This is a genomic window from Halorubrum ejinorense (assembly GCF_039522565.1).
In the GTDB taxonomy this organism is placed as follows: Archaea; Halobacteriota; Halobacteria; order Halobacteriales; family Haloferacaceae; genus Halorubrum; species Halorubrum ejinorense.
On record NZ_BAAADQ010000016.1, the window covers coordinates 103,789 to 129,339 of the forward strand.

The following is a 25,551-nucleotide window of genomic DNA, read 5'->3' on the forward strand; positions in this document are numbered from 1 at the left end:
GGCGCGGTCGCGTCCGCCGTCCCCGTCGGCGACGAGGGCTCACGCCGACCGGCCGCCGTCGGGGTACCACACCGCGCGCCCCGGCGTGTGGTGGTGCCAGAGGTCGTCCTCGCGAAGGATCCGCCGGTCTCGCCACCGGAACCGAGCGTTGGCCACGTACGAGAACGGATCGAGCGTCTCTGTCGCCGTCACGAGCGAGCGCTGACACGCCGTGAACTCCGGACGCACCCCGTCGCCCGACCGCGTGAACCGATGGTCGACGGCGTCGCCGGTCTCCTCCGCGACACGGCGAACCTCCAGCCCCGCGGTCTCGCCCGCGGGCGGGGCGGTCGAACGCACGTCGCCGTCGAACGAGGCCACGAGTCGCACCTGATCGGCGGCGTACGCCCCGTCGCAGCCGGCGGATTCGCCCCCGCGTATCGTCCCTCGCAGTTCCAGTTCGACGTGCGTCCGGTCCGCGTCGCTGGCGACTCGAACCGCGTCCCGGCGGGTGAAGGCGGCCACGTCGTTGCGACCGTGGACGTACGAGGGGCCGAGCGTCCTCGCCCCGTCGTCGAGCCCGGGCGGGCGGTCCGACAGTTCCGCGTCGACCGGGCACGCGGTCCGCGGCGGGTCCAAGACGCGGGCGACCGCTCCGGCGAGACCGCTCGGGACTTCGACCCCCTCGAACACGTGCGTGACCAGCCCGTCGTCCGACGGGACGGCGGCCGCGACGCGTGTCGTCGGTCCCCAACTGTTGCTGGCGAAGCCGTACGGCCGGCCGTCGGCCGCGCAGAGGTCCATGAGCGTCGCTTGGGCGCTGCGGCCGACGACCGCCACGGGAGTCGCACCCCGCAACGCGGACAGCGCGGCCTCTCTGTCCGTCCCGTCGGACGGGAACAGCGCGACGCGGCCGCCCGTGGGGTCCTCGACGGTCCGGGGCCCGGCGCCGTCCGGGAGCCGGACGCCGTCGGCGACGTAGACCGGACCCACGTCGAAATCGTTCGGATCGGTCTGTGCCGTCGACAAGTCCCCGATGCGGGCGCTACAGCCCGCGAGACCGCCGGCGAATCCGGTACCGGCTGCCGCGAGGAGGGCGCGACGAGAGCGGGAGGGCATGCGGCCGGCGGTACTCGGTTCCGACACCTCAAACCTGTGGTTCGACCCGCGGTCATCGCCGCTGACCACCGGACTCGACCGGCGGCGACCGACGCTGCGAGGGTCTCTCGGACGGGGCCGTCCGCTCGTCAGGTGAGCTCCCGGTGACGGGATCTACCGTCGCTCGTCGTATCGGATCGGGAGCGATTCGACGCCGTAGACGAACGAGCTTCGGGTCGGCTGGAGCGACGTCTCCGCGAGTCGCACGTTCTCGACGCGGTCGAGTAGCTCAGACAGCCCGACCTTGGCTTCGAGCCGGGCGAGCGGGGCGCCCAGACAGTAGTGCGTCCCGTGACCGAACCCGAGGTGCTGGGCGGGCGATCGGTCCGGACGGAACTCGTCGGCCGCCTCGAACTTGCGTTCGTCTCGGTTCGCGGAGCCGAGCCAGACGATGATGCGGTCGCCCGCTTCGACGGTCTCACCGCGCATCGTCACGTCCTCGGTGGCGACCCGACTCATGGCCTGGACCGGCGACCGGTATCGGACCACCTCCTCGACGGCACCCGTGAGCGCGCGGTCGTCTCCGCGGAGGTCGTCGAACAGGTCCCCGTCCGCCTCGGCGAAACACCGCACCGCGTTCGTGATGAGGTTGGTCGTCGTGATGTTCCCCGCGACGAGCAGCAGGATACACATCCCGAGCGCCTCCTCGCGCGAGAGCGTTTCCCCCTCGCTGGACTCCGCGGTGACGATGACGGAGAGCAGGTCGTCTCGGGGGTCCTCGCGACGGTCTTCTATCATCTCGAGGAAGTACTGGCCCATCTCCATCTGGGTCCGCTGTTGACGATCCGCGAACGCGTCCGCGCTCTCCCCGTCGCTCGCGGCCTCCACGAGCGTGTCCGACCACGTCTTGAACCGGTCGTGGTCCGACGACGGGACGCCGAGCAGTTCGCCGATTACCGTCACCGGGAACGGGTACGCGAGGTCCCCGACGACGTCCATCTCTCCGCCCGGTCCGACGGCGTCGTCGAGCAGCTCCCCCGCCAGCTCCCGGAAGTGGGGCTCGCGGTCGGCGAGCGTCCGGGGCTGGAACCACTCGTCTACCACGTTCCGGAGTTCGTCGTGACGGGGCGGGTCCTCGAACAGCATCGTGTCTAAGATCAGTCCCTCTCCCGGCCCTTCGGGCTCGACGAAGTCGGACGCCTCCCCCGGGTCCGCCGAGAACGTGTCGTCGTCGTCCAAGACGCGTTTCACGTCCTCGTACCGGAAGACGTCCCACGTCCGACGCTCGGGGTCGTAGCGGACCGGCGCCTCGTCACGCATCCGCTCGTACCAGTCGAACGGGTCGAGCCACGACTCGCGATCCTGTAGCTCCTCGGGAACGGCTTGGAGTCCTTGGGGACCTGCTGAACTCATGTTTCAACTATCGGAAACGAATGGGATAAAATTACTGGACAGCTCGCTTAAATAGTGTTCACCGGTGTTTCGGACGTTCTCAGTTATCGATGCGTTTCCGCCGTCGTCGGAGGTTTCCGAGCGCAGCGGGCAGCCCCTCTCGGTACCCGCGGATCTCGACGGGGTCACCAGGCCCGAATACTGACCGAACGAAACGATAACCCCACCCGGACCGCCGGATCTGCGACCCTTTTTTCTCGGGGTGACCTTGGTTCCGATCAGAGACGACCGTGGCGCAGTTCGGAAACTCGGTACGGCTGCTCGGCGACCGCGAGTTCGCGGCCCTCGCGGGGACCGCGTTCGCGCGCAGTCAGGCGTACTCGACGATCCTGATCGCCCTCGCGCTGTACGCGGACCTGTTCGGCACCACCGGGTTCATCGAGGGACTCTTCGGCACCGCGTTCGCGATCGTTCAACTCGTCATCGTCCTGCCGCTGGGGCGAAAGGTCGACACCGGGAACGCGAAGCGGTGGCTGCTCGGCGGCTTCCTGATCAACGTCGCCGTCTTCGTCGGCTTCGCGCTGGTCGACAGCTCCGTCCACATCATCCTCGTGCGGATGGTCCAGGGGCTCGGCGCGAGCGTCCTCTGGATCACCGGCGCGACGGTCATCGGCGAGATCAGCCCGGACGACGAGCAGGGGCGCTGGCTCGGCTCGTACAACCAGTTCGCCTCCTTCTCGTCGCTCGCCGGCGACCTCGTCGGCGGCTACCTCCTGTACGCCTACGGCTTCACCGAGACGTACGTCGTGTTGTCCGTCGTCACGCTCGCCGCGTTCGCGCTCGTGATCGCCTTCCTCCGCGACAACCCCGGCGGCCGGAAGGACCCCGAGGACGCGGGCGGGATCGAGACCTTCCGGTCGCTGCTCGGCCTCCCGATGGTGCGCGCGCTCGTCTTCTTCCGGTTCACGTTCAGCGTCGGCAAGATGGCGGTGATCATCTTCCTCCCCATCTACGCGCGGACGACGTTCGGCATCTCGGCGTTCGCCATCGGCTGGATCATGGCCGGCGGGAAGCTGACGAAGGCGCTCACGCAGGGGTTCGTCGGCGACCTCACGGACCGCTACGAGCGCACCTACCTGTTCGTCGCGGTCGGCGCGCTCCTCTACGGCGTCGGCACCGCGATGGTCCCGCTGGCGGCGTACTTCGAGGGGACGCTGTCGCCGGTCACCGTCTCGTACCTCGGCGACTCCCAGACGCTCGGCGGGGCGTTCTTCGCGCTGTTCGGCGCGTACTCGCTGCTCGGCGTCGCCGACTCGATCCGGCTGCCGGCGAGCATGTCGCTGTTCGTCAGCGAGGGCGAGGCGTACGACTCAGTCGCCAGCGCGATGAGCCTGCGCTCCGTCTCGTGGAAGGTCGGACAGGTCGTCGGCCCGGTGCTCGTCGGCGTCACGATGGACGGGACGACCACCGAGACGGGGTTCCTGCTCGCGGCCGGGTTCATCGCGTTCGCGACGACCGGCTTCGCGTGGCAGGCGCGTGGCGCTCACCGCGCCGACCGGGAGCCGGGCGCCGCCGTCCCCGGCGACGACTGAGACCGGTCGGCGGGGAACCCCGTTAGAGGGTGTAGTCGTGCTCGCCCGTCTCGGACTCCAAGAAGGCGGTCAGGAGGTCGATCGTCGCTTCCACGTCGCCGCCGTCGGCGGTCTCGGTGACGGTGTGGAGGTACCGCGTCGGGATCGAGATAGCGCCGACCGGCTTCGCGCCGGCGGTGTGCTGGAACCCCGCGGTGTCGGTGCCGCCCGCGGGCAGCACCTCGTGCTGGTGGTCGATCCCCTCGCCTTCGGCGACGTCGGTGAGGCGGCCGTGGACCTTCGGGCTGGTGATCACCGACGAGTCCTTCAGCTTGACCGCGGTCCCCGCGCCGAGTTCGGTGACGGCGTCGGCCGGCTCCCCGATCTGCGGGACGTCGTTGGCGACGGTCACGTCCAGCGCGATCGCGAGGTCCGGGTCGATATCGACCCCGAGCGCCTTCGCGCCCCGGAGGCCGACCTCCTCTTGGACCGTCGCCGCGAAGTGGATCGTCACGTCCGGGTCCTCGATCCGGCGGGCGGCCTCGATGGCCGCGAACAGGCAGATCCGGTCGTCGAGGGCCTTCCCGGTGACTCGATCGCCCATCCGCGTCGTCGTCTGGTCGAGCGTCACGAGGTCGCCGACCGAGACCAGTTCCTCGACCGCCTCGGCGTCGCGGCCGAGGTCGATGAAGACGTCTTTCACCTCGTCGTCTTTCTCCTGTTGCTCCTTCGTGAGCGTGTGCGGCGGGACCGAGCCGATGACGCCTGTCAGGTCCTCGTCGCCGTGGACCGTGACGCGCTGTGCGCGCAACACCCGCGCGTCGAAGCCGCCGAGGGGGTCGACCTGGACGAAGCCGTCGTCGGTGACGTGACGGACCATGAACCCGATCTCGTCCATGTGGGCCGCCACGGCGACCGAGTAGTCGGCGTCGCCCTCGATCGTCCCGACGACGTTGCCCATCGCGTCGGTGCGAACGCGGTCGACGCTGTCGGCGAACTCGCGCCGGACGATGTCTCGGACGTCGTCCTCGTAGCCCGGGACGCCGCGGGCCTCGGTCAGTTCGCGCAGCAGGTCGAAGTCGAAGTCGAACTCGCGTGCCATACTCGGACTGGTCGTCCCAGCGACAAAGTCTCGGAGGTTCCGGCACGACCGTCGGGCTTCGGTGCGCTCGCGGCGGCGGCCCTCGCTCGGGCACCGACCGTCTTCGCCGCGCTCGTCTCGGCGACGCCTCCCGTCGACAACCCTAAATGCGTTTACCGTTGTTCCGCAACCCTTTTGCGGGCGCTCGCGGGATGGAGTGTGTATGAGCGACGTGAGAGCGGAACTCCGCGAACAGTTCCTGGACGCGTTCGGCGACGCCGACTTCCCCGTCAGCAACCAGATGGACCTCGTCCCGGCGCTGCCGGACGGCCCGGCGACGAAGTTCGAGGCCGGCGACGTGAGCTTCACCGCCATGGAGATGGCGGCGAAGCTCGGCAGCGAACAGGAGTTCCCCTACGACTCCGCCGAGGCCCTCGTCGACGACATCCTCGACGGGCTGGAGTCGAAGGGAATGATCTGACCGCCCGACGACCCGCACGCGAACGTTCTGCCGTCGAACCGCAGGCTCGACCTCCGAGCCGTCGGTCCGTCCCGCACCTCCGTCGCCGCCGCGCCCGTCACGGCGGGAGGTTGATTACCACGGAACCGTTACGGCGGGTGTGACCGCCGATCTTACGGGGCTGTTGCCGCGGTGGGTGCTCTGGGGGATCGTCCTCGGAGCGGTCGCCACCGTGGCGGTCGCGCTCGTGTTCTACCTCGGGGACCGGTTCGCTCCGTCCCGGGTCGCCGAGGCCGGCGACCGTGGCGCCGCCGGCGACGAGCGCCGCCGCCGCGAGATCCGGACGTACTTGCAGGCGGCCGGCGAGCGCTTCAGCGAGGACCACGGGTTCGACGACGTGGTCGTCCCCTTCTACCTCCCCGAGCGCGGCGTCGCCATCACGTTCAACGCACACGACTACTTCCGGCTGGAGGGTGAGGGCGTCTACACGGTCCTCTGTGAACACGAGATGCCGGGCCGAGGGCTCGGCCGCCGGCTGCCGTTCGACGTCGACGAGCCGGACTGGGCGACCGGGAACGGTTCGGAGGCCGGCCGTTCCGGCTCGAGCGGGTTCGGACCCGGTCGCTTCGGCGGCGACCGGGCGACCGGGCGCTCGCCGCGGGGCCGCCCCGCCGGTCGAGCCGACCCCGTCGGGGACGCCTTCGACGAGCTCGGCGTCTCCCGCGACGCCGACCTCGACGCGGTGAAGGGCGCCTATCGGGAGCGCGTCATGGAGACGCACCCCGACCAAGGCGGCGACGAGGAGTCGTTCCGGCGCGTCCGCGAGGCGTACGCCACCGCGCGGAATCACGTCGACGGGGGGGAGGGCGCCGGGGCGCCGGACGGGGAGCGCGTCGAGGCCCGCCGCGACGGCGGCCGACGCCGGGAGCCGTCCACCGGGTTCGGCCGGTGACCGGTCCGCCCCACGCCCCAGACGCCGAGTTCGCCGAGCGGGCGGTCTACCTGGCCGGCCCCGACGCGCTCGTCGTCGCCGACCTCCACGTCGGCCGCGGGGAGGCCTCCGCCGTCTCGCTCCCGCTCGGCGAGCGCGCCGATCTCACCGACCGACTCGCCGCGCTGCTCGACCGGTTCGAGCCGGCGACGCTCGTCGTCGCCGGCGACGTCGTCCACACCTTCGACCGCGTCAGCGACCGCGCGGCCGAGACGTTGCGCGCGGTCCGCGAGGCGTGTTCGGCCCGCGGCGCGGAGCTCCGACTCGTCGCCGGCAACCACGACACCGCGCTCGCGGCGGCGTGGGACGGCCCCGTCTCGGACTCCGTCGTCCTCGAGGCGGGAGCGAGCCGACCCGAAGGCCCCGAATCTGACGGCCCGTCGCGGACCACGGTCGTCTGTCACGGCCACGAGCCGCCGTCCGCCCCGGCCGACCGGTACGTGTTCGGCCACGTCCACCCGACGATCGAGATCGAGGGCGACCGCCGGCCGTGCTTCCTCTCCGGTGCCGGCGCGTACCGTGGCGCGGACGTGCTGCTGGTACCGGCGTTCACCCGGCTCGCGGCGGGGGTCGCGGTCAACCGCCTGCGCGCCGACGGGTTCGATTCCCCGCTCGTCACCGACGCCGCCGACCTCGCCCCGATCGTGTACGACGGCGGGAGCGAGGAGGCGCTCCTGTTCCCGCCGCTCGGCGAGTTCCGCGAGCTGTTGTGAACGCTTTTGTCGCCCCGCGAGCAGTGTGACCTATGAACACAGACACCGGCTGTCTCGGCTGCGGCGAACCGTTCGACTGGGGCGACGGCGAGTGCCCCGAGTGCGGCTGGGACCGCGAGGAGTGGGCCGCGAACGGCCGTCACGGGCTGGAGAAGGAGGGCCACGGCGAGCCCGAGGAGGACGGCGGCTCGGGGGGCGGCGGGCTCGGCGGCCTGGGGCCGATCCGCTGAGCTCGGTCGCTCCGGGGAGCGCTGCCGGCCCGACGGAACGGGGACCCGCGGCCGAACAGACGGGGACGCGTGGCCGCCCTCGACGGCGGCCGCCGCCCGCGGCTCAGTCGTCGTCGCCGAGCGTCCACGTGGAGGTGAACTCGTCGACCTCGCCGTCGTACGCCGACCCGTCGAACGACGGGTTCGCCGAGCCGTCCGGGCCGTCGGGGCCGTGACGCGCGCGGTGGAGCGCGTCGCAGACGGCGCCCTGCCCGCCCATGTTGACGGTCGCGAGCCGGGACCGCTTCTGGACCACGTCCAACTCTTCGGCCGGGATCGGTCCGCCCTCGGGCGTCAGGAACAGCGTGTCGTCGGCCGCCGTCACGTGGCCGCTCGTCGTGACCCGGTCGAGGTAGTCAGCGATCGGCTCGGCGTCGACGACGAGCGACAGCCCGCCCACGTCGACGTGGGCCTCCTCCTCGGCGACCGTCAGGTCGCCGCGAACGAGCGAGACGACCTGCGCCGGTTCGGCGCCGGCGTCGAGCAGGACCCTGACCGCCTCGCGCTGCCTGGAGACCCGCGCCTTGTCGGCGATGGCGGCCCGGACCGCCGCGACGTCGCCGTCGGCGTCCGGGAACGTCTCGCCGAAGCCGTCGCGGGCGTTCACCCCGGTCGTGATCTCCGCGCTGTGCATGTGGTCGCACAGCTCGATCCGCGCCGTGTGGACCCAGTCGAGCGCCTCGACCTCGTCGCGGGCGTCGGTCGCCATCATCCACGCGAAAGCGGGCGAACACCACGCCGTCGGCAGCGTGAACCTGACCACGACGCGGCCGCCGTCGACCTCGATCGCGTCGATGTAGTCGAGTTCGACGATGGAGCGGGCGAGCTCCGGGTCCTCGACGCGGTCCAGCCGCTCCCTGACCGCCGGCGTCCCGCGCGGGTCGCCGCCGGCGTCGCTACGGCTCCCCGACATCAGTCCGCCGCGGCCCCCGCGTCGCCGCCGTAGTGGGCCTCGAGGTCGAACCGCTCGGTGATGTCGTCGTCGCGGAACTGCCGCTTCTTCTCCTCGATGTCGATGTCGTACAGCTCCGCGACGTTCTCGCCCATGATCTTCTTCATGGTGTCGACGTCGAGTTCGACCCCGTACTCGTCTTTCTGCTCGTCGGTGAGCTCCGCGTTCATCACCTGATCGACGAGCCAGTCCGGGTTCCACAGCGCGTAGTCGGAGCCGAACAGGACTCGGTCTTCACCCAGCCAGAACAGCAGTTCGCCCATGATCTCGCCGAACTTCCGCTCCCGGTGGGTCGACATCGCGGACGCGACGGCGAGCCCGCCGTACACGTTGGGCTCTTGGGCGGCGATCCAACAGAAGTCGTCGAGCCGCGGGAGCCCGACGTGGTTGACGATGAAGTTGAGCTCCGGGAACGACGAGGCCGCGTCGTCGACGTCTTTCACGTCGAACGCGTCGCGGTTGAGCGGGCGGATCGTCGGCCCCTTGTGCGCGTTGATGTTCTCGATGCCGAGGTCCGAGCACTTCTCTAAGAACTCGAAGGCCTCGTCGCTGTCGAGCCGCCACCCCTTCGACTCGCCGCGCCACTCGGCGGTGTACAGCTTCACCCCGGGGATGTCGTACTCCTCTTTGAGGTGTTCGAGGTAGCGCAGCCCCTCCTCGCCGTCGCGCGGGTCGAAGCTCCCGTTCAAGACGAAGCGCTCCGGGTACTCCTCGGCGAGTTCGGCGTTCTGCTCGGTCGTGTTGAACCCCTCGTCGTAGAAGTCGTCGAGGTACGTCGGCTGGAAGATCGCCATGTCGGCGGCCGCGTTCCCGAACAGGTCCTCCGTCATCTTGTCCGCGCCGTAGTGCCGGTACGTGTCGATGTCCCACTGCTCTTCCTCCGGCGTGAAGCCGGTGTGGTAGTCGTAGAAACACTGGAGGAACTGCTCGCCCCCCTCGTGAATGATGTTCTCTTTTCGCGCGTCCCACATTTGGACGTGCCCGTCGATAACGAATATCTCCTCGCCGTCTTTCTCGTACATACAGGTATCTCTGCGGATTGTTCACACATAACTATAAGGATCGTTCAGGTAAATTACGGCTCAGTTGTCCGTTTACGCGTCGACACGTCGGAACGGCGGTCGGAGCACTGCGGGTCCGGGGCAGGCCACCCCAACATAACGAATATTTATGAGGGTGCTGTGAGACAGTATAGCACATGGAAGCCGCGAGACTCCACGAGTACACCGACGACATGAGCGAGGGACTGACGATAGACGAGGTCGACCGCCCGGCGGTAACGGGGGCGGACGACGTCGTCGTCGAGGTCGAGGGCGCGGGTTGGTGCCAGACGGACAACCACATCATCGAGGGGATGTGGACGGAGTACGTGCCACAGGAGTTGCCGCTGACGCTGGGCCACGAGAACGCGGGGACGGTCGTCGAAACGGGCGAGGACGTCGAGATCGTCTCGGCCGGCGACCCGGTGATCTGCCACCCGGTCCAGACCTGTGGGACCTGTCGTCCCTGCCGGCTCGGCGAGACGATGCACTGCGAGAACAGCGCGTTCAACGGGCTCACACACGACGGCGGCTTCGCCGAGTACCTCCACACCAGCGAGCGGGCGGTCATCCCCCTGCCGAGCGGGGTCGAACCGATCGACATCGCACCGCACGCCGACGCCGGCATCACCGCGTACCACGCGGCCAAGAAGGCGGTCGGGGAACTGAACCCGGGCGATCACGCCGTGGTCATCGGTGTCGGCGGGCTCGGCCACATCGGGCTCCAGTGCCTGAACGCGATGAGCGCGGCACAGATCACCGCCGTCGACCTCAAGGAGTCGGCGCTGAACCTGGCCGACAGCTACGGCGCCGACCACCTGATCAACCCGGGCGAGGCGGACGTTCGCGCCGAGATCGAGGGGATCACCGACGGGACGGGCGCCGCGCAGGTGCTCGACTTCGTCGGCGCGGACGTGACGACGGGATACGCGCCCGACATCACCGCCGGCGGCGGCGACCACCACATCATCGGCTACGGCGGGCACGTCCACGAACCGTCGCAGTCGCTGGTGAACGGCGAGTTCTCCTTCGTCGGCAACATCGTCGGCCGGTACGCCGAGCTACAGGAACTCGTCGCGCTCGTCGAGCAGGGCGACGTCGACCTCCACACCAGCCGGTACGAACTCGGCGACGTGAACACGGTCGCCGAGAAGCTCGAACACGGTGAGATCGACGGGCGCGCCGTCATCACGCCCTGAGCCGGGCGTCGACACCAGCGGACCGCCGACCCGCAGAAAATTTTTCACGGTGGCCGTGAACCCGTCGCCAATGGACCGGAGAGCCCTCCTCACCGGTGTCGGCGGCTCCCTCGTCGCACTCTCGGGGTGCGTCGGGAGCGACGTCGGCTCCGATCCGGCGACGAACGGGACCGAAGACGAATCGACGAGCGACGGCGGCGACCCGACCGCGTCCCTCGACGTCGAACTCCGGACGGTGCCGCACGTCGTCACTGCCTACGAGCCGTCGCCCAGCCGCGGGATCGACCCGGAGCACGTCGTCCCCGAATCCGAGATCCCGAGCGCGCTGCGCGAGCCGCTCGCCGAGGCGCGCGCCGGACGGTTCGAGACGGACGACCCCGGCGACGCCCTGTTGGCCGCGGTCGACGAGTTCCGCGTCTACGATCGCGGCCAGCTGAAGCCGTACGTCGAGCTGGACGGGACGCGCCACGCGTTCGGCCCCACCCTCCCGACGTTCACCGCGGAACTCCTCGACGAGCCGGCCGACGAGTACGACGAGGACCGGGTTTTCCGAGAGGCGACACAGCGCGACGACCTCGACTCGACGGCGGTCGAGACGTTCGTCAAGGCGTTGACCGCGTACGGCGCAAGCGTGGCGCGCGGCGAGTACCGGCGCTGTGACCGCCCCGACGCCGTCGCGGCGTTCCTCGACGAGTACGACTATCTGGAGGACCAGTTCGGCGTCTGCCGGATCCGAACGGCGGTCGAGAACGAGGACCCGCCGTACGCGATCACGGCCCGCGAGTTGACCGAGGGCGACATATGGGACCGGCCGATACTCGACGAGTCGGCGCTCGACGACGAGGTGGTCGCCTTCTTCGAGCGCGCGCTGGCGTCGCCCCACCGGAAGCCGGCGCTGTCGACGCCGGACCGCAGCCAACTGTTCACAGACGACGTGCCGGACGCTTACGATCGGCTCGCCGCCGAGTACGACGAGCAGCCGTACTACCGCATCGACGGGGCGGTGTACGACATCGGCGTGGGCGAGTCGCTGTACGACCGGCTCCCGGTGTCGGTCTCGGTCGCGGCGAGCGAGGATGCGACCCGCCAGTTCGCGCTCACGGTCGCGATAACCCCGGAGAGCGCCGACGCCGACGTCACGGGACCGTACACGTTCACGAGCCGGGGGGCGCTGCCGAGCGCCCTCTGGGTGCTTCACGACGGCGAGCGATGGCCCTTGGAAGTCACCGAAACCGACGGTATCGAGGGGCCGCAGCCGAGTCGTTCGGACGCCCAGGGGCTGGAGTCGCTCGACGCGGGCGACGAGATGGTCGCGACGTACGCGGTCCCGGAGTCGCTCCCCGCGGGGACGTACGTGAGCCGCGGACTGTTCGGGATCTCTTGGGGCGTCCCGAATCAGACACCGGACGAACACGGGGCGTATCCGTTCGAGTTGGCGGTCACGATCGGCTGAGCGGGACCGGAACCTCGCGGTCGACGGGGGGAACTCCGACGGCCACGCCAGTCCGGACAACCCCGCGAGACGGACGCCGTCGCGGCGGAGACTCAAATCGACGCTTCACCCACGAAAAGAGATTTATCACGCGTTCGTGATCAACGAGTATGGATGACTCCCTCTCGCCCGAGTCGGCGCTCTCGGCTCCGCAGCGCTGGTCGCTGCTCGCCGGCGTTTACGCGTTCGCCTGTGCCGCGCTCACCGCCCTCTCCCTCTCGACCGTCCTCGACCTGTTCGCCGAGGTGATCGGCCTTCCGACCGCCTTCGCGACGCCGATCCTCGCGGCCCCGGCACTCCTCGCCGGCGCGTTCGTCTGGTGGGCGCTCGTCGAACGGCGGGGCACCGTCACGTACCTCCGGGGGGCCGCGTTCGGCCTGGTCACCGCGCTCGCCACCGGACTCGTCTGGACCGTTCGGTTCGTCTCCGTCTGGAGCACGGAGATGCTCGCCGCCGAGCCCGTGCGGGTGCTCATCGGATTCGTGTTCGCCGCGGTCGCCGTCGCGGGAGTCGTCGTCGGTATCCCGATCACGTACGTCCGCCGGCGGAACCGCGAGCCGGCCGACGGCCCCGCGACCGCTAAATCCTTGTGACCGGCCCGCACACTGATCGCCAATGGACGAGAACGGCGCCGACGCGCCCGGCTCCACCGACCCGAGGACCGACCCGCTCGCGGACGAGGACTGCTATCGCGTGCTCGGGCCGGACGGGTCGCCCCTACCGGACGCGACGGTCCCCGACCTGTCGGACGAGCAGTTCCGCGCGATCTACCGCGACCTGGTGACCACGCGTCGGTTCGACGAGCGCGCGGTCAGCCTCCAGCGCCAGGGACGGATCGGCACCTACGCGCCCTGCGCGGGTCAGGAGGGGTCGGCGGTCGGGTCGACCCACGCGCTCACCGACGACGACCTGATCTCCTACCAGTACCGCGAACACGGCGCGGTCGTCGTCCGCGACCTCCTCCCGGAGTACCTCCCCTACTGGATGGGCCACGAGTCCGGGACCGAGGCGATCGCCGACGGGAACGTCTTTCCGCTGAACATCGGGATCGCGGCGCACCTCCCGCACGCGGTCGGCGCGTCGTGGGCGTTCGACCACCGCGGCGAGGACCGGGTCGTCGCCTGCCACTTCGGGGACGGCGCGACCAGCGAGGGCGACTTCCACGAGGCGATGAACTTCGCGGGCGTGTTCGACACGCCGACGCTCTTCTGTTGTCACAACAACGGCTGGGCCATCTCGATCCCGGAGTCGCGCCAGACCGCGACCGACACCTTCGCGCAGAAGGCGACCGCCTACGGCTTCGACGGCGTCCGCGTCGACGGGATGGACCCGCTCGCGAGCTACGCGGTCACGCGGGAGGCCGCGGAGCGGGCCCGTGGTGAGGGCGGAGGCGGTGACGGTGACGGCGCGAGCGACTCGGAGGGCGACTCCGCCGACGCTTCCCGCCCCGTCCTGATCGAGTTCCTCGAGTACCGGTTCGGCGCGCACACCACCGCCGACGACCCGAGCGCCTACCGCGACCCCGACGACGTGGACCCGTGGCGCGCGCTCGACCCGGTCGACCGCATGGAAGGGTTCCTCAGAGAGACCGGCCGGATCGACGACGCGGGCGTCGCCGCGGCCCGCGAGGAGGCCGACGAGGTCGTCGCCGCCGCGATCGACTTCGCCGAGTCCGTCGACGGCGCGCCGAGCGACATGTTCGACCACGCGTACGCCGAGCTACCGCCGGAGATCCGTCGCCAGCGCGACGACCTGCTCGCGGCGGTCGACGAGCACGGGGAGGAGGCCTTCCTGCGCGAGGAGTAGCGCCGACCGCGAGGGACCGCCGGCCGCGGTCCGACGAACGCCAAGCCTATTACCCCGCCACCGCCCGCGTTTCCATGGACGACGCCGCCCTCCGAACCCGTCTCGACGCGATCCTCCTCGTGCTGGCGACGAACGCCCTCCTCCTGTTCGGGATCGGACTCCGGTACTCCAGGGAGTTCACGGTCGGGGTGGGCGTCCTCGCGGCGCTGATCGGATACGGCCTCGTTCGAGAGCGACGGTCCGACGCGGCGCAGTGAGGCGCCGCCGCGCGGACTGCCGCGTCGACGGCGGGCGTTACAGGTGTCTCGTCGCCGCCTTCGCCGCCGTCCGTCCGCTCTCGAGGGCGCCCTGAATCGACGACCACTCCGTGTAGTCGCCGGCGAGGACCACCGGCCCTTCTGGGTCGTCCGGGTCGGGGAGGTCGGCGTGGACGCCCGGCGGCTGCGCGAACTGCGCGAAGCGGATCCGGTGGACGTCGAGGGTCTCGAGGCCGGCGAAGTCGCGGTCGGGGTACCACGACTCCAGCGCGTCGCGCACGTCCTCGCGGATGTCCTCGTCGTCGCGCTCCAGCGACTCCTCGCCGAGGAACGTCGCGGCGAGCAGCGCGCGGTCGTCGGGCGCGTACTCGGGGGCGACCTCGGACATCGGGACCACGGCGTTCGGCGACTCGCTCGCGGCGTTGAGCAGGATCCGCCCGCCCGTCTCGAACGAGTCGCCCGCCGGGAGCGCGTACCACCCGGTGACGTTCGGCACGCCCTCCGTCGGGACCGACGCCACGCCCGTCAGCCGGCGGGCCTCCGGCGGCGAGGCCGCGACGACGACCGCGTCCGTCTCCCGCGTCGACCCGTCCGACAGTTCGACGGTCGCGCCCTCCGCGTCGCCGCTCCCTTTCCGGAACGGGATACGACCGCCGCCCGCGATCCGGACCGACTCGACGGACTCGCCGGTCCGGATCTCGACGCCCGCCTCGCGGGCGCGGTCCGCGAGCGCGGCGGGGAGCGCGGTCATCCCCTCGTCGGGGACGCCGATCGATCCGTGGCCCATCGCCCGGAACGTGTACTCGAAGACGTGCTTCGAGGTCGAGAGGCTCCGATCGAGCGTTATGCCGCCGTAGAAGGGTTCCACGAAGTTAGTCACGTAGTCGTCGGCGAACCCCCAGTCGCGGAGGTACTCGCGGATCGGCGCGTCGGGGCCGACGAAGAAGTCGCCCTCGTCACGCTTCGAGAGGTCGTACCGGAGCGCGAGCGTCCGCGCCTTGTCCGAGAAGGAGACCTCGTCGTTCAGAAGCGAGGGGAGCGCGGACAGCGGGTCGCGGAGGGGGTCCCCGAGCACCGACCGCGACCCCGGCCGGCAGATCGTCGCGCCGGGCGCGAACGTCCGGAGGTCGAGGTCGTCGAGGCCGTCGGCGCCCAGTTCGCGCTCGACGGCCGGGTAACTCGAGAACAGCACCTGGAAGCCGCGGTCGAGCGTGAAGCCGTCGACCGTCTCGGTCCGTACGCGGCCGCCGACCTCGGGCCGTCGCTCGTACAGCGTCACGTCCGCGCCGGCCTCGGCGAGCCGGGACGCGGCGACGAGGCCGCTCAGCCCGCCGCCGACCACGGTGGCGTCTCCGTTCATACGTCGACTGTCGGGTTATAGGTTTATAAGCGATCGACACCGGAGCGACGGTGAAATCCTCCAAACCCCCAGCCGCGAGGCGGGCGCTTTGAGTCCCACCCCGCACCGCAACCGCGCCTCACACCTCCCCAGCCTCGTCGGCCTCTCCGCGGTCGGCCGACTCCCTCGCGCGTGCGGCTCGCGCCTTTCGGGCGCTCGTCGGAACGCGCCACCGCACGGTTGGACCCTCTGTGGGGTAGCGGTCCAGTTCCGAGTGCGAAGCGATTAGTCGCGGCCGCCGCAACGATCGGTATGGAGAACATCGAGACCACGCCGGCGTTCCGCGGGCTGGAGAGTCGCGCGTCGGGACGCGTTCACGAGACCGCCGACGCGACGGCCGTCGACCCCGACGAGCGGGCGCGCGGCCTCGACCCAGTGTACGACTACGACGCGGTCGACCCGGACGCGCTGTTCGACCCGGCGGCCCGCGGCGCGAGCGGCGACGCACGGACCGCGCCCGCGACCGCCCGCGGTCACTGGCGCTTCGACGCGCTGTTACCGTTCCCCGCAGCAGACGCGCTCACCGCTGGCGAGGGCGGCACGCCGCTCGTGGCCACCGACCGACTCGCCGACGAGCTCGACGTCGACGCCGTGTACGTCAAAGACGAGGGGCGGAACCCCACGGGGACCGTCCTCGACCGCGGCCTCTCGCTCGCGATGACCGCGGTGGCGAAGCGGGTCGCGGAGGGCGCCGAGGTCGAACCGCTCGTCTGTGCGAGCCCCGGCAACGCCGGGCAGTCGATGGCGGCGTACGCCGGCCGGGCGGACCTGCGCTCGTACGCGTTCGTCCCCTCTCGTTGCGCCTTCTCGAACAAGTCCATGACGAACGTCCACGGCGGCGAGATGCGCGTGGTCGGCGGGCGCTTCCCGGACGCGGCCGCCGCGGTCGACGAGCAGTTAGCGACGGAGTACACCGACCTCGGCGAGTTCGTCACGCCGTACCGCCACGAGGGCGCGAAGACGATCGCCTTCGAGCTGGTGGCCGACCTCGGCGCGGCGCCGGACGTCGTCGTCGTCCCGACCGGCTCCGGCGAGGTGATCGCCGGCGTCCACAAGGGGTTCGTCGAACTCGACCGGATCGGCGCTATCGACGACGCGCCGCGCGTCGTCGCCGCGCAGGCGGCCGGCTGCGCCCCGATCGCCGCCGCGGTCGAGCGCGGGCTCTCGGAGCCCGAACCGTGGGAGACGCCGGACACCATCTGCGGCGAGCTGGAGATTCCGGACCCCGCCGGCGGCGCGGCCGCCGTCGAGGCGGTCGAGGAAAGCGACGGGGCCGCGGTCGGCGTCGACGACGACGACATCCTCGCGAGCGCGGTCGCCGTCGCGCAAAACGAGGTCGTCGAGATGGGCGCCACGGGCGGCGCGGCCCCCGCCGCCGCGTGGGCGCTCGGCGAGGACGACTTCTTCGACGGCGACGAGACCGTCGTCCTGCTCAACAGCGACGCCGGGCTGAAGACCCCCGACATCCTCCGGAGCCACCTGATGGGTCAGGGGATTTAGGAAATCTCGTCCGTCTGCGACTGAGTCAGTTCACTCGCGCCGCGCGAGCAACCCGGTCGCGATCAGTGCGAGGGCGGCCGCGACGACGCCGAAGCCGGGCGCCTCGTCGCCCGTGCCTCCGCTCTCGTCCGTGGAGTTCATCGAATCGTCTTCGGACGAGTCGCCGTCAGCAGTGTCCTCCGACGAGCCGTCGTCGCCGTCGCTCGACGAGCCGTCGTCTGCGTCGTCACCGGACCCGTCGGTCGACTCGCTCTCCTCGCTCTGGAACGCCACCACCGCGGTCGAGAGCGTCTCCGACGACTCGATCACGCTTCGCGGCGCGGGCTGGTTGAGGTAGTTCACGTTCATCACCACGTAGTTGCCCTCGGTGCCCGCGGTCGTACTGGCGTAGGGTTCCTGGTCGAGGATCGACGCCTCGGAGTCCGTGACCAAGACCAGTTCGGGGTTCGTTTCGAGGATGACCTCGTCGGAGAGCTGCGGGTACGCCTCGTACTCGGCGGCGACGTTGTCGGTGCCGCCGACGGTCATGATCGCGTCGATGAAGGTGTTGTTCGCGGCGACGTAGCCGCCGCCGAGCGGGTACAGCGCGGCCGGTCGGTCGAGGCCGGCGGTCCGGTTCTCGGCGTCTTCGACCGCGTCGTACATCTCCTCGTTGGTCTCGGCGGCCGCGTCGCACGCGCCGACGAGCCGGCCGATCGTCTCCGTCTTCTCGGCGATGTCGTCGATGGAGGTCGCCGCGGGGAAGTGGTACACCGTCAGCCCCTGCTCGCGGAGCGGCTCCACGTCCGCCGCCGAGGAGTTCGGCGCCAGCACGAGGTCGGGCTCGGTGTCGACGACGCGCTCGACGCTCGCGCCGAACTCGGCCGAGACGTTCGCTCGTTCCCCGGCGCCGTCGAGGTAGGACGCGAACTGACTCACGCCGACGACGCGGTCCTGCTCGCCGAGCTCCCACAGCGTCTGCGCGGCCGAGGGGTTGATCGTCGTGATCCGGTCGGGCGACTCGTCGAGCGTCACCGTGGTCCCGGTCGCGTCGGTCACCTCGACGGGGAACCCGCAGGCGTCGTCCGTCTGCGCGGGGCCGACGCCCGTCCCGGTGGCGTCCACCGCACCCACCGCCGGCCCGGCGCCCGCGGTCGGTGCGTCCGTCGATATCGTCGGCTGTGCGCCAGCGGCCGGCCCGGCGACGCCGCCGAGGAGGGCGGTCGTCACCAGCACGGCCATCGCGATCGCGAAGCTGTTTCGCATCGACTCAACGACCGGACTCGTCCAATAAGTATTTACCTACTACAAGTTGTGTTGGAATACACATGCGACCGTGGCTCCGGTCGGCGGTCTGGTCCGCGGCGGTAGCCGCGCTGTTGGCGGTCGTGATCGTCGTCAGCGCCGCGATCGGACCCGTTCGGATCCCGCCGGAGACGGTCGTCAAGTCCGTGTTGGACGCGCTCGCGGTGCCGGCCGGGATCGAGGCGAACGCGGGCGGCGTCGGTCCCCTGCCGCTCCCCGGCGTGGGGCCGCTCACGCTCCCCGGCCTCGACCTCGCGTTCGCGTCGCCGTTCGCGTTCCCCGTCGACTCGGTCCACCAGCGGATCGTCGTGGGCGTGCGGCTCCCGCGGATCCTGCTCGGCGCGCTCGTCGGGTTCGCGCTCGCGGCCGCCGGCACGGTGATGCAGGGCTTCTTCCGGAACCCGATGGCGGACCCGTCGATCATCGGCGTCTCCTCCGGGGCGGCGGTCGGCGCGGTCGCGTTCATCGTGTTCCCGCTGGCCTTCTCCGCGACGGTCGCCGTTCCCCTCCTCGGGCCCGTCGACGTCGCGCTCTCGCGCGGCGCGGGAACCAGCCTCGCCGCGTTCGCCGGCGCGCTCGTGGCCGCCTTCGGCGTGTACGCCATCGCGACCCGTCACGGGCGGACGCCCGTCGCGACCCTCCTTCTGGCCGGCGTCGCGGTCCAGACGTTCCTCGGCGCCGTCGTCTCGTACCTCCAGCTACAGGCCGGCGAGTCGCTGCGGCAGGTCGTCGCGTGGCTGATGGGTCACCTCTCGGGCGCCGCGTGGAGCGAGGTCGCCATCACTGCCGTCGTCGTTCCGCCGCTGTTCTTCGTGTTGCTCGCGTACGCCCGCGACCTCAACGTCCTCCTGCTCGGCGAGGAGGAGGCCCGCGGGCTCGGGATCGCGGTGGAGCGCACGAAGCGCGTGCTGCTCGCCGCCTCGGCGCTCGTCACGGCCGCCGGCGTCGCGTTCGCCGGCGTGATCGGCTTCGTCGGCCTCATCGTCCCGCACATGCTCCGGCTCGTCGTCGGCCCCGACCACCGGGTGCTGCTCCCGACCGCGGCGCTCGCCGGCGGCACCTTCCTCGTCGCGGCCGACACGGTCGCGCGCTCGGGGGCCGCGGAGTACCCGGTCGGTATCGTCACGGCCGCGGTCGGCGCCCCCTTCTTCGTCTACCTGCTCGTGACCCGAGAGGTGACCGAGCTGTGAGCGCCGACCGGACCGAGACCGACTCGCCGCCCGGAACGGCGCTGTCGTTCGGCGACGAACCCCTCCTGTCGGTGTCGGACGTGGCCGTCTCGTTCGGCGACCTCGACGTCGTCTCCGGCGTCGACCTCCGGGTCGAACCCGGCTCGCTCGTCGGGCTGGTCGGGCCGAACGGCGCCGGCAAGACGACGGTGTTGCGCGCGGTGACCGGCGCGGTCGAGCCGGACGCGGGGACCGTGCGGATCGGCGGCGAGCCGGCGTCGTCGCTGTCGGCCCGCGAGGTCGGGCGCCGCGTAGCGAGCGTCCCGCAGGCGACGGACCTCGCGTTCGACTTCCGAGTCCGCCACGTCGTCGAGATGGGGCGGACGCCGCACCTCGGCCGCTTCGACGCGCACGGCCCCGACGACGACGACGCGGTCGACGCCGCGATGGCGGCCGCGGACGTCGAGCGCTTCGCCGGCCGGTCGATCACCGAGGTCTCTGGCGGCGAGCGCCAGCGCGTCCTGCTCGCCCGGGCACTCGCGCAGGCGGCCCCCCTCCTCCTCTTAGACGAGCCGACCGCCAGCCTCGACGTGAACCACGCCGTCGAGACGCTCGAACTGGTCCGGGCGTTCGTCGACGACGGCGAGCGCGGAGCGATCGCGGCCATCCACGACCTCGACGCGGCCGCGCGGTACTGCGACGAGGTCGTCGTCCTCGCGAACGGCGGCGTTCAGGCCGCCGGCCAGCCCGAGTCGGTGCTCTCGGCGTCCACCGTCGGGGACGCCTTCGACGCCGAGGCGTTCGTCGGGCGCAACCCCGCGACCGGGACCCCGGCGGTCACCGCGTTCCCGCCGCACGACGCCGCGCCGCACCGCGTCCACGTGATCGGCACGGGACGCCCGGCCGCGCGCGTCGTCGCGAGGCTGGCCGCCGCGGGCCACGAGCCGTCCGTCGGCGTGGTCCCCGCGGGCGACGCGGCCGCCGGCGCCGCCGCGGACGCCTACGCGACCGCCGTGACGGCGCCCCCCTTCGAGGGGCCAGATTCCGAGGCGGTCGCGGCGGCACGGGAGCTCGCGACCGACGCGGACGCGACCGTCGCAGTCGGCCGCGGAAACGATAGCGAGAGCCGCGTCTCCGGCCCGAACGCCGACGTGGCCGCGGCCGCGGACCCGCTCGTTGCGGTCTCCGCCGACGTCGGCGACGCGGCGCTGCTCGACGCGGTCGCGGCCGCGACCGCCGAGGAGTGAGCGGGCGTTCCCGGGGTGACCGGATATCCCGCACGCGACCGGCGAAGCGTCACCGTTTATTCGCTCGCCCGCCTCCTCCCGACGATGAGCGTTCCCTGCGTCGCCGTCGCCCGCGAGCGCGGCGAGACCGTTCGGAGCCGGCTCGCCGACGCCGGCGCGCTCGACGGCGACCACCAGATCGCCGTCGACGGCGACACGATCTACATCCCCGTGGCGGCCCGCGACCGGGTCCCCGCCGACTTGGCGGACCGGATCGTCGAGCGCGACGCGGCCGCCCGGGACCGACCGACGACGCCCGCGGAGGTCCTCGGCTACGAACCGTCGCTCGAGCGACTGGGCGGCATCGTCATCGTCGACGAGGACGACGACGAGCGGGCCCGCGAGATCGCCGAGGCCGTGATGGCGGCCGACCTCCCCTGCGACACCGTCCTCAACCGCGCCTCGCCGATCGAGGGCGAACTTCGGGTCCGCGAGTGGGACGTGCTGGCCGGGAACGGCACCGAGACGGTCCACCGGGAGTACGGCCACGAGTTCGCGCTCGACGTCGCGGCCGTCTACTTCTCGCCCCGCCTCGCGACCGAGCGCCACCGCGTCGTCGAGCAGGTGGCGGCCGGCGAGTCGGTGATCGACATGTTCGCCGGGGTGGGCCCGTACGCCGTGCCGATGGCGGCCCGCGGCGCCGACGTGGTCGCCTGCGACCTCAACGAGCGCGCGATCGAGTACCTCCGCGAGAACGCCGAGCGGAACGGCGTGGCCGACCGCGTCACCGCGGTCGCGGGCGACGTGCGCGACTTGGCCGACTCCCACGCCGACACCGCCGAGCGGCTGGTGATGAACCTCCCGCACTCCGCGGACGAGTTCCTCGATACCGCCGTCGCGCTCGCCGGCGACGACTGCGTGATCCACTACTACGACATCCAGCACGAGGACGACCCGTTCGGGCCGGGTCGTCGTGCCATCGAGGCGGCCGCGGGCGACGCCTACGCGGTCGACGTGGAGACCGAGCGCGTCGTCCGGTCGTACGCTCCCCACGAGTACAACGTCTGTCTCGACGTTCGACTGACGCGTCCCGAGGACTGACGGCCGGGTCGCCTGCTTCTCGCGACCGCTTTCTCGGACGCTCGGTCTCTTCTCTCACCCTCTCGCAACCGAACCGACACGTCAGCCCGTTCACTTATGTGTGTTAAACACTATCGTGTACCCGTATGAGCGACTCCGCAGATCCCGAAGAGCGAATCGACGAGACGACCACGTGGCCGGACCTAGCGATCGGTCTGTACGACCGGCTTACGGGCCGAAACGCCGAAATTCACTACGAGTTCGAGGACCTCACCGTCCAGGTGCCGAGCGGCACGGGCGACGACGTCGAACACGCCGAGTGGCACGTCGACGGCGGGGTTCGAGTCACGACGAGTGAATCGGAGTAACTCGGGACGGCAGCTCTCGGTCGCGACCGACGACCTGACGCTGTCGGTAGACGGGGTCGACGCCGCGGTCCGGGCGACCGGGCAACGGCTGTTCGTCGAGGTGGACAGCGTCCGCGACGCCCTCCGCATCGCCCGGCACCTTCCGGACGAGTCCGCGTCGAACCTCGCGGTCGGAGAGCTGGTGCGCGGCGGTCTCACGGCCGAGATCAGGGTTCGCGGTCGGACGGTCGCGCTCGTGGGCGCGGACGCCCGGCCGGGCCCGCTCTCGCACCGCCTCGGCGTCGCACCCGCGGAGGTTCGGCTCGCGGGGGTCGTCGGCGCCGGCTACGGCGGACTCTCCGCGGCGGTGCGCCGGGTCCAGCGCCTGTTTTCCTAGCCGGCCCGGCGGCGCCGCTCGCGAGCGGATCGAGACAGCGAAAACGCCCCTCCGCCCCGAGGGGACAGGGCGGAGCGGCTGGGGGCCCGTCACATGACAAGTGGTCGCGGCGGCTGGCGTCGGACCAGAGGCGATTGTGCGCTTGGCACGTCGGAGACGTTCTTCACACGGTAGCCGCGACGAACGCTGATGGGGATGACGGCCGCGCCGAGTCGCCGTGGGGGTGACGACCGACGAGACCCGTCGCCGCCCGGTACGGGCTCCGACCGGGCACGCACCGCCGAGGGAGTCGATCCCCGCCGTCTCGGCACGCGGGCGGTGTCATCACAAATAGATTAAAGTCCGAACACGTATTTAGTCTTTTTCCTTATATCCCTGTATCATGTTCGGATTCTACTTGTGTATCAGTGGTGAATAAGCGAAATATCGTGACGTGCGTGTGTTATTTCTCGGAGAATCTCACCGGTTCTCGGTCGCCCCCGGAGCCGGTCGATCGCCGTCCCGTCGCCGTTTCGGAACCCTTATTTTTCCGTCGGGGAATTATCCAGTGCGCCGGGGTAGCTCAGCTGGCAGAGCGATTCCTTCGTAAGGAATAGGTCGAGGGTTCAAATCCCTCCTCCGGCTCTTCTGACGGAACGACGTGAAGTCGAAGCGTAGTAGCCGCGGTGCGCTCGGCTTACCTTCTGTGCGGCTGATCCCCTCGGCGAGTGGCATCCCCCGGTCTCCCGGTTCTCGTCGGGACGACTGACAGACCGACCGGTACGAGGGCACAGTTCCGCGCCCCTACGCCTGACTCCCCACAGGATTAACCGAGGAGAAACCGTACGCGATCCATGGGAGAAGAACGGGGGAGCGAGTTTCTGGCCGAGTCCAACGAGCGGATCGCGCGCCTCCCGGAGTCGGTCGACCGAGCGGCGGTCAAGCGCGTGCTGATCGTCGCGTACGTTCTCGACGAGGGCGTCCGCGTTCCGTTCATCGGGTATCGCATCGGTATCGATCCGCTCCTCGGTATCCTTCCCGGGGCCGGAGACGTACTCAGCGGCGGGCTCTCGCTGTATATCGTGGTCGAGGCGGCCCGCCTCGGTGTGTCCGTCACGACGCTGCTCAGGATGATCGCGAACATCTCCTTGGACGTGGTCGCGGGAACGATCCCAGTCGTCGGTGACCTCTTCGACGTCGTCTGGAAGGCCAACACGCGTAACTTCGAGCTGGTGGTGGAGGAGCTCACGGCCGAGACGTAGGATCTCACCGGGACCTCCGGTCCGAGGCCCCGGAGCTTGTGATTTCGATCGTTCGGTCACCGTCGCGCGCCGACCGATTTATATTATTCAAAGAATATTAGGTGTGTGGTTATTTGTCACGGGAACGGATAGACGTATATGCGACCAAAATACGACTGCGACACCGAAGAAGTGTACGAGTGTTTTAAATGCGGTCGGCGTACAGACTCGGCCGGCGAGTGTGAGTGCGGGGGTGAACTGTGTCACATCGGCCGTTCGCGGGACCTGTGACCCGGGCCGGACCGAGCCCGACGCGGACCGTCGTCGGTCCGTTCAGTCGCCGCCGGTAGCGCCGCCCTCGTCGCCTCTGTCCGTCCCCCCGCTATCCTCACTTCCGTCGTCGCCGCTCGTCCCGTCATCGCCGCCCTCGTCGTCGTCCTCGGACTCCTCCGGGTCGAAGTCGGGCAGCGAGAGGACGTTCTCGCGACCCAGCCGGAACCCGTCGAGGTCGTCCTCGTCGCGGAGCCCCGTGACCACCTGACTCGTCTTCGCGGCGGTCCAGTCAAGCTCCTCGGCCACCTCCTTCTGTTTCATCCGCCCGCCCTGCGACTCGATCAGCCGAAGGACCTGTTCCTCGTTGCTCAACAGCTCGCTGTCGACCGGGGGCGCCTCGTCCGAGTCCGCCGAGTCCTCCGACGTGGCCGCGTCGTCGCCGTCGGACGCCGCCTCGTCGCTCGCCTCGGGCTCGGCGGCCGCCGCGCTCGCTCCTGTGGCGGCGGCCGCGTCGCCGTCGCTCGCATCCCCGCCGCCCTCGTCGGTCGGGGTCGCGTCCCTCGTCGTCGTAGTCGCGGCTGTCCCGGCCCCACCGCTCGCTCCGGGGGCGCCGGCGCTTCGTCGCCGGTAGACGACGGCCCCACCGGCGACGACGAGTGCGCCGACGAGCGCGGCGAGCGCGCCGGTCGGGAGCCCGGAGAGCGGCCCGGCGGGGGCGACACTGATCCGCGGCTGGCCGGCCGAGAAGTCGACCGGTCCGGTCCAGACGACCGAGCGCTCGCGGACCTCCGTCGGCTCCGGCGTCGTCTCCGCGAGGCGGTACCCCTCCGGCCACGAGACGATGAACGACGAGGAGCCGTCGAGGAACAGCCCGTCGACCGCGTCGCCGACGCGCAGCCGTTCCCCGTCGACTTCGGCGAAGTTCGTCCACTCGAACCGGTAGGTCAACACGCCGTACGTCTGCGGGAGCTCACGCCGCTCCGCGGTCACCGTCGCGTTCGACACCGTCATGTTGCGGCCCGTCGCGGACTCGGCGGTGGCCGCGGTCGAGGCCATCCGCTCGCGGAACCGGCTCGTGTACGCCTCGGTGTCGTTTTCCACGTCAGCGCGGAGCTCCTCGAACGCCTGCCCCTCCTCGTCGGTAGCGAGTTGGATCCGGTACTCCACGGTCCACTCCGCGTCGCCGTCCGGCTCGACGGCGACTGCTATCGATACGTCGTCCGGCTCGACGTCCATCTGTTCGAAGCCGCCGTCGAACGGGACCGCGCCGGCGCTGCCGGCCAGCGCGAAGCCGACGGCTCCGAGCAAGGCGACGACGACCAGAAGGACCGACGCTCGCTTCACGAGAGTATTCAC

General features: G+C 70.7%; 25 protein-coding genes and 1 tRNA gene. 18 read left to right on the forward strand and 8 right to left on the reverse strand.

Annotated features, from left to right (window positions below; genetic code table 11):
* Positions 1 to 39: 39 nt before the first annotated feature.
* Both ABDZ89_RS15920 and ABDZ89_RS15925 read right to left on the reverse strand, forming a co-directional pair.
* Positions 40 to 1,098, reverse strand: a complete 1,059-nt coding sequence (locus tag ABDZ89_RS15920; protein WP_343780647.1) for a hypothetical protein — start codon at positions 1,096 to 1,098, stop codon at positions 40 to 42.
* A 153-nt stretch (positions 1,099 to 1,251) separates the two neighbouring features.
* Positions 1,252 to 2,490, reverse strand: coding sequence for a cytochrome P450 (locus ABDZ89_RS15925; protein ID WP_343780649.1), 1,239 nt, complete (start codon positions 2,488 to 2,490; stop codon positions 1,252 to 1,254).
* A gap of 269 nt (positions 2,491 to 2,759) precedes the next feature.
* On the opposite strand from ABDZ89_RS15925, the gene ABDZ89_RS15930 reads away from it, so the two are divergent.
* On the forward strand, positions 2,760 to 4,061 hold the full coding sequence (locus ABDZ89_RS15930; protein ID WP_343780650.1) for an MFS transporter: 1,302 nt from the start codon (positions 2,760 to 2,762) through the stop codon (positions 4,059 to 4,061).
* 22 nt (positions 4,062 to 4,083) lie between these two features.
* Here ABDZ89_RS15930 and ABDZ89_RS15935 read toward each other — a convergent pair whose 3' ends face one another.
* Positions 4,084 to 5,142 carry a M42 family metallopeptidase gene (locus ABDZ89_RS15935; protein WP_343780651.1) on the reverse strand — a complete coding sequence of 353 codons (1,059 nt, stop codon included), beginning with the start codon at positions 5,140 to 5,142 and terminating at the stop codon, positions 4,084 to 4,086.
* Between the two features lie 202 nt (positions 5,143 to 5,344).
* Between ABDZ89_RS15935 and ABDZ89_RS15940 the strand changes: the two genes are divergently transcribed.
* The 4 genes from ABDZ89_RS15940 (at position 5,345) to ABDZ89_RS15955 (ending at position 7,515) form a co-directional block, all read left to right on the forward strand.
* The gene (locus ABDZ89_RS15940) at positions 5,345 to 5,602 is read left to right on the forward strand and encodes an MTH865 family protein (protein WP_343780652.1); all 258 of its coding nucleotides are present in this window, start codon (positions 5,345 to 5,347) and stop codon (positions 5,600 to 5,602) included.
* A gap of 139 nt (positions 5,603 to 5,741) precedes the next feature.
* Positions 5,742 to 6,533 carry a DnaJ domain-containing protein gene (locus ABDZ89_RS15945; RefSeq protein WP_343780653.1) on the forward strand — a complete coding sequence of 264 codons (792 nt, stop codon included), beginning with the start codon at positions 5,742 to 5,744 and terminating at the stop codon, positions 6,531 to 6,533.
* A complete protein-coding gene (locus ABDZ89_RS15950) occupies positions 6,530 to 7,285 on the forward strand; it encodes a metallophosphoesterase (protein WP_343780654.1) in 756 nt (251 codons plus the stop codon). Before ABDZ89_RS15945 ends, ABDZ89_RS15950 begins: the two co-directional genes overlap by 4 nt.
* A gap of 32 nt (positions 7,286 to 7,317) precedes the next feature.
* Positions 7,318 to 7,515 (forward strand): hypothetical protein, encoded by a 198-nt coding sequence (locus ABDZ89_RS15955; protein WP_343780655.1) that lies wholly within the window; start codon positions 7,318 to 7,320, stop codon positions 7,513 to 7,515.
* A 103-nt stretch (positions 7,516 to 7,618) separates the two neighbouring features.
* Here the strand turns inward: ABDZ89_RS15955 and ABDZ89_RS15960 are convergent, their stop codons facing one another.
* Positions 7,619 to 8,467: a metal-sulfur cluster assembly factor gene (locus ABDZ89_RS15960; RefSeq protein ID WP_343780656.1), complete on the reverse strand. Its 849-nt coding sequence runs from the start codon at positions 8,465 to 8,467 to the stop codon at positions 7,619 to 7,621.
* The gene (locus ABDZ89_RS15965) at positions 8,467 to 9,528 is read right to left on the reverse strand and encodes an amidohydrolase family protein (protein WP_343780658.1); all 1,062 of its coding nucleotides are present in this window, start codon (positions 9,526 to 9,528) and stop codon (positions 8,467 to 8,469) included. The genes ABDZ89_RS15960 and ABDZ89_RS15965 overlap by 1 nt, the downstream gene beginning before the upstream one ends.
* A gap of 176 nt (positions 9,529 to 9,704) precedes the next feature.
* Here ABDZ89_RS15965 and ABDZ89_RS15970 point away from each other — a divergent pair, with 176 nt between their 5' ends.
* The 5 genes from ABDZ89_RS15970 to ABDZ89_RS15990 all read left to right on the forward strand — a co-directional run bounded on the left by ABDZ89_RS15970 (position 9,705) and on the right by ABDZ89_RS15990 (position 14,300).
* Complete coding sequence (locus tag ABDZ89_RS15970) at positions 9,705 to 10,745, forward strand: NAD(P)-dependent alcohol dehydrogenase (protein ID WP_343780659.1); 1,041 nt, start codon at positions 9,705 to 9,707, stop codon at positions 10,743 to 10,745.
* 70 nt (positions 10,746 to 10,815) lie between these two features.
* Entirely contained in the window at positions 10,816 to 12,198 is a 1,383-nt protein-coding gene (locus tag ABDZ89_RS15975) for a hypothetical protein (RefSeq protein WP_343780661.1), read from the forward strand.
* A 149-nt stretch (positions 12,199 to 12,347) separates the two neighbouring features.
* Positions 12,348 to 12,830, forward strand: coding sequence for a hypothetical protein (locus tag ABDZ89_RS15980; protein ID WP_343780662.1), 483 nt, complete (start codon positions 12,348 to 12,350; stop codon positions 12,828 to 12,830).
* 22 nt (positions 12,831 to 12,852) lie between these two features.
* Positions 12,853 to 14,043, forward strand: a complete 1,191-nt coding sequence (locus ABDZ89_RS15985) for a thiamine pyrophosphate-dependent enzyme (protein ID WP_343780663.1) — start codon at positions 12,853 to 12,855, stop codon at positions 14,041 to 14,043.
* 74 nt (positions 14,044 to 14,117) lie between these two features.
* Positions 14,118 to 14,300: a hypothetical protein gene (locus tag ABDZ89_RS15990; protein ID WP_343780664.1), complete on the forward strand. Its 183-nt coding sequence runs from the start codon at positions 14,118 to 14,120 to the stop codon at positions 14,298 to 14,300.
* A 37-nt stretch (positions 14,301 to 14,337) separates the two neighbouring features.
* Here the strand turns inward: ABDZ89_RS15990 and ABDZ89_RS15995 are convergent, their stop codons facing one another.
* Positions 14,338 to 15,660: an NAD(P)/FAD-dependent oxidoreductase gene (locus tag ABDZ89_RS15995; protein WP_343780665.1), complete on the reverse strand. Its 1,323-nt coding sequence runs from the start codon at positions 15,658 to 15,660 to the stop codon at positions 14,338 to 14,340.
* Between the two features lie 291 nt (positions 15,661 to 15,951).
* Here ABDZ89_RS15995 and ABDZ89_RS16000 point away from each other — a divergent pair, with 291 nt between their 5' ends.
* A complete protein-coding gene (locus ABDZ89_RS16000; RefSeq protein WP_343780666.1) occupies positions 15,952 to 17,199 on the forward strand; it encodes a pyridoxal-phosphate dependent enzyme in 1,248 nt (415 codons plus the stop codon).
* A 30-nt stretch (positions 17,200 to 17,229) separates the two neighbouring features.
* Here ABDZ89_RS16000 and ABDZ89_RS16005 read toward each other — a convergent pair whose 3' ends face one another.
* Positions 17,230 to 18,444, reverse strand: a complete 1,215-nt coding sequence (locus tag ABDZ89_RS16005) for a PGF-CTERM-anchored ABC transporter substrate-binding protein (RefSeq protein WP_343780667.1) — start codon at positions 18,442 to 18,444, stop codon at positions 17,230 to 17,232.
* 62 nt (positions 18,445 to 18,506) lie between these two features.
* On the opposite strand from ABDZ89_RS16005, the gene btuC reads away from it, so the two are divergent.
* The 7 genes from btuC (at position 18,507) to ABDZ89_RS16040 (ending at position 23,943) form a co-directional block, all read left to right on the forward strand.
* The gene (btuC, locus tag ABDZ89_RS16010; protein WP_343780668.1) at positions 18,507 to 19,673 is read left to right on the forward strand and encodes a vitamin B12 ABC transporter permease BtuC; all 1,167 of its coding nucleotides are present in this window, start codon (positions 18,507 to 18,509) and stop codon (positions 19,671 to 19,673) included.
* Positions 19,670 to 20,899, forward strand: a complete 1,230-nt coding sequence (locus ABDZ89_RS16015) for an ATP-binding cassette domain-containing protein (protein WP_343780670.1) — start codon at positions 19,670 to 19,672, stop codon at positions 20,897 to 20,899. The genes btuC and ABDZ89_RS16015 overlap by 4 nt, the downstream gene beginning before the upstream one ends.
* Positions 20,900 to 20,983: 84 nt before the next feature.
* Positions 20,984 to 21,979 (forward strand): class I SAM-dependent methyltransferase, encoded by a 996-nt coding sequence (locus tag ABDZ89_RS16020; RefSeq protein WP_343780671.1) that lies wholly within the window; start codon positions 20,984 to 20,986, stop codon positions 21,977 to 21,979.
* Between the two features lie 125 nt (positions 21,980 to 22,104).
* On the forward strand, positions 22,105 to 22,326 hold the full coding sequence (locus ABDZ89_RS16025; protein ID WP_343780672.1) for a hypothetical protein: 222 nt from the start codon (positions 22,105 to 22,107) through the stop codon (positions 22,324 to 22,326).
* Entirely contained in the window at positions 22,313 to 22,702 is a 390-nt protein-coding gene (locus ABDZ89_RS16030; RefSeq protein ID WP_343780674.1) for a peptide ABC transporter ATP-binding protein, read from the forward strand. Before ABDZ89_RS16025 ends, ABDZ89_RS16030 begins: the two co-directional genes overlap by 14 nt.
* A 551-nt stretch (positions 22,703 to 23,253) precedes the next feature.
* Positions 23,254 to 23,326 (forward strand) — tRNA-Thr (locus tag ABDZ89_RS16035).
* A 209-nt stretch (positions 23,327 to 23,535) separates the two neighbouring features.
* Positions 23,536 to 23,943, forward strand: a complete 408-nt coding sequence (locus tag ABDZ89_RS16040) for a DUF4112 domain-containing protein (protein ID WP_343780675.1) — start codon at positions 23,536 to 23,538, stop codon at positions 23,941 to 23,943.
* A gap of 312 nt (positions 23,944 to 24,255) precedes the next feature.
* Here ABDZ89_RS16040 and ABDZ89_RS16045 read toward each other — a convergent pair whose 3' ends face one another.
* Positions 24,256 to 25,539, reverse strand: coding sequence for a helix-turn-helix transcriptional regulator (locus ABDZ89_RS16045; RefSeq protein WP_343780676.1), 1,284 nt, complete (start codon positions 25,537 to 25,539; stop codon positions 24,256 to 24,258).
* Positions 25,540 to 25,551: the final 12 nt, after the last annotated feature.

What these genes read in the sequence shown, in the direction of transcription:
- ABDZ89_RS15920 (WP_343780647.1), bottom strand. Translation starts at nt 1,098, where the DNA reads ATGCCCTCCCGCTCTCGTCGCGCCCTCCTCGCGGCAGCCGGTACCGGA.
- ABDZ89_RS15925 (WP_343780649.1), bottom strand. Translation starts at nt 2,490, where the DNA reads ATGAGTTCAGCAGGTCCCCAAGGACTCCAAGCCGTTCCCGAGGAGCTA.
- ABDZ89_RS15935 (WP_343780651.1), bottom strand. Translation starts at nt 5,142, where the DNA reads ATGGCACGCGAGTTCGACTTCGACTTCGACCTGCTGCGCGAACTGACC.
- ABDZ89_RS15940 (WP_343780652.1), top strand. Translation starts at nt 5,345, where the DNA reads ATGAGCGACGTGAGAGCGGAACTCCGCGAACAGTTCCTGGACGCGTTC.
- ABDZ89_RS15955 (WP_343780655.1), top strand. Translation starts at nt 7,318, where the DNA reads ATGAACACAGACACCGGCTGTCTCGGCTGCGGCGAACCGTTCGACTGG.
- ABDZ89_RS15960 (WP_343780656.1), bottom strand. Translation starts at nt 8,467, where the DNA reads ATGTCGGGGAGCCGTAGCGACGCCGGCGGCGACCCGCGCGGGACGCCG.
- ABDZ89_RS15965 (WP_343780658.1), bottom strand. Translation starts at nt 9,528, where the DNA reads ATGTACGAGAAAGACGGCGAGGAGATATTCGTTATCGACGGGCACGTC.
- ABDZ89_RS15970 (WP_343780659.1), top strand. Translation starts at nt 9,705, where the DNA reads ATGGAAGCCGCGAGACTCCACGAGTACACCGACGACATGAGCGAGGGA.
- ABDZ89_RS15975 (WP_343780661.1), top strand. Translation starts at nt 10,816, where the DNA reads ATGGACCGGAGAGCCCTCCTCACCGGTGTCGGCGGCTCCCTCGTCGCA.
- ABDZ89_RS15980 (WP_343780662.1), top strand. Translation starts at nt 12,348, where the DNA reads ATGGATGACTCCCTCTCGCCCGAGTCGGCGCTCTCGGCTCCGCAGCGC.
- ABDZ89_RS15985 (WP_343780663.1), top strand. Translation starts at nt 12,853, where the DNA reads ATGGACGAGAACGGCGCCGACGCGCCCGGCTCCACCGACCCGAGGACC.
- ABDZ89_RS15990 (WP_343780664.1), top strand. Translation starts at nt 14,118, where the DNA reads ATGGACGACGCCGCCCTCCGAACCCGTCTCGACGCGATCCTCCTCGTG.
- ABDZ89_RS15995 (WP_343780665.1), bottom strand. Translation starts at nt 15,660, where the DNA reads ATGAACGGAGACGCCACCGTGGTCGGCGGCGGGCTGAGCGGCCTCGTC.
- ABDZ89_RS16000 (WP_343780666.1), top strand. Translation starts at nt 15,952, where the DNA reads ATGGAGAACATCGAGACCACGCCGGCGTTCCGCGGGCTGGAGAGTCGC.
- ABDZ89_RS16005 (WP_343780667.1), bottom strand. Translation starts at nt 18,444, where the DNA reads ATGCGAAACAGCTTCGCGATCGCGATGGCCGTGCTGGTGACGACCGCC.
- btuC (WP_343780668.1), top strand. Translation starts at nt 18,507, where the DNA reads ATGCGACCGTGGCTCCGGTCGGCGGTCTGGTCCGCGGCGGTAGCCGCG.
- ABDZ89_RS16020 (WP_343780671.1), top strand. Translation starts at nt 20,984, where the DNA reads ATGAGCGTTCCCTGCGTCGCCGTCGCCCGCGAGCGCGGCGAGACCGTT.
- ABDZ89_RS16025 (WP_343780672.1), top strand. Translation starts at nt 22,105, where the DNA reads ATGAGCGACTCCGCAGATCCCGAAGAGCGAATCGACGAGACGACCACG.
- ABDZ89_RS16040 (WP_343780675.1), top strand. Translation starts at nt 23,536, where the DNA reads ATGGGAGAAGAACGGGGGAGCGAGTTTCTGGCCGAGTCCAACGAGCGG.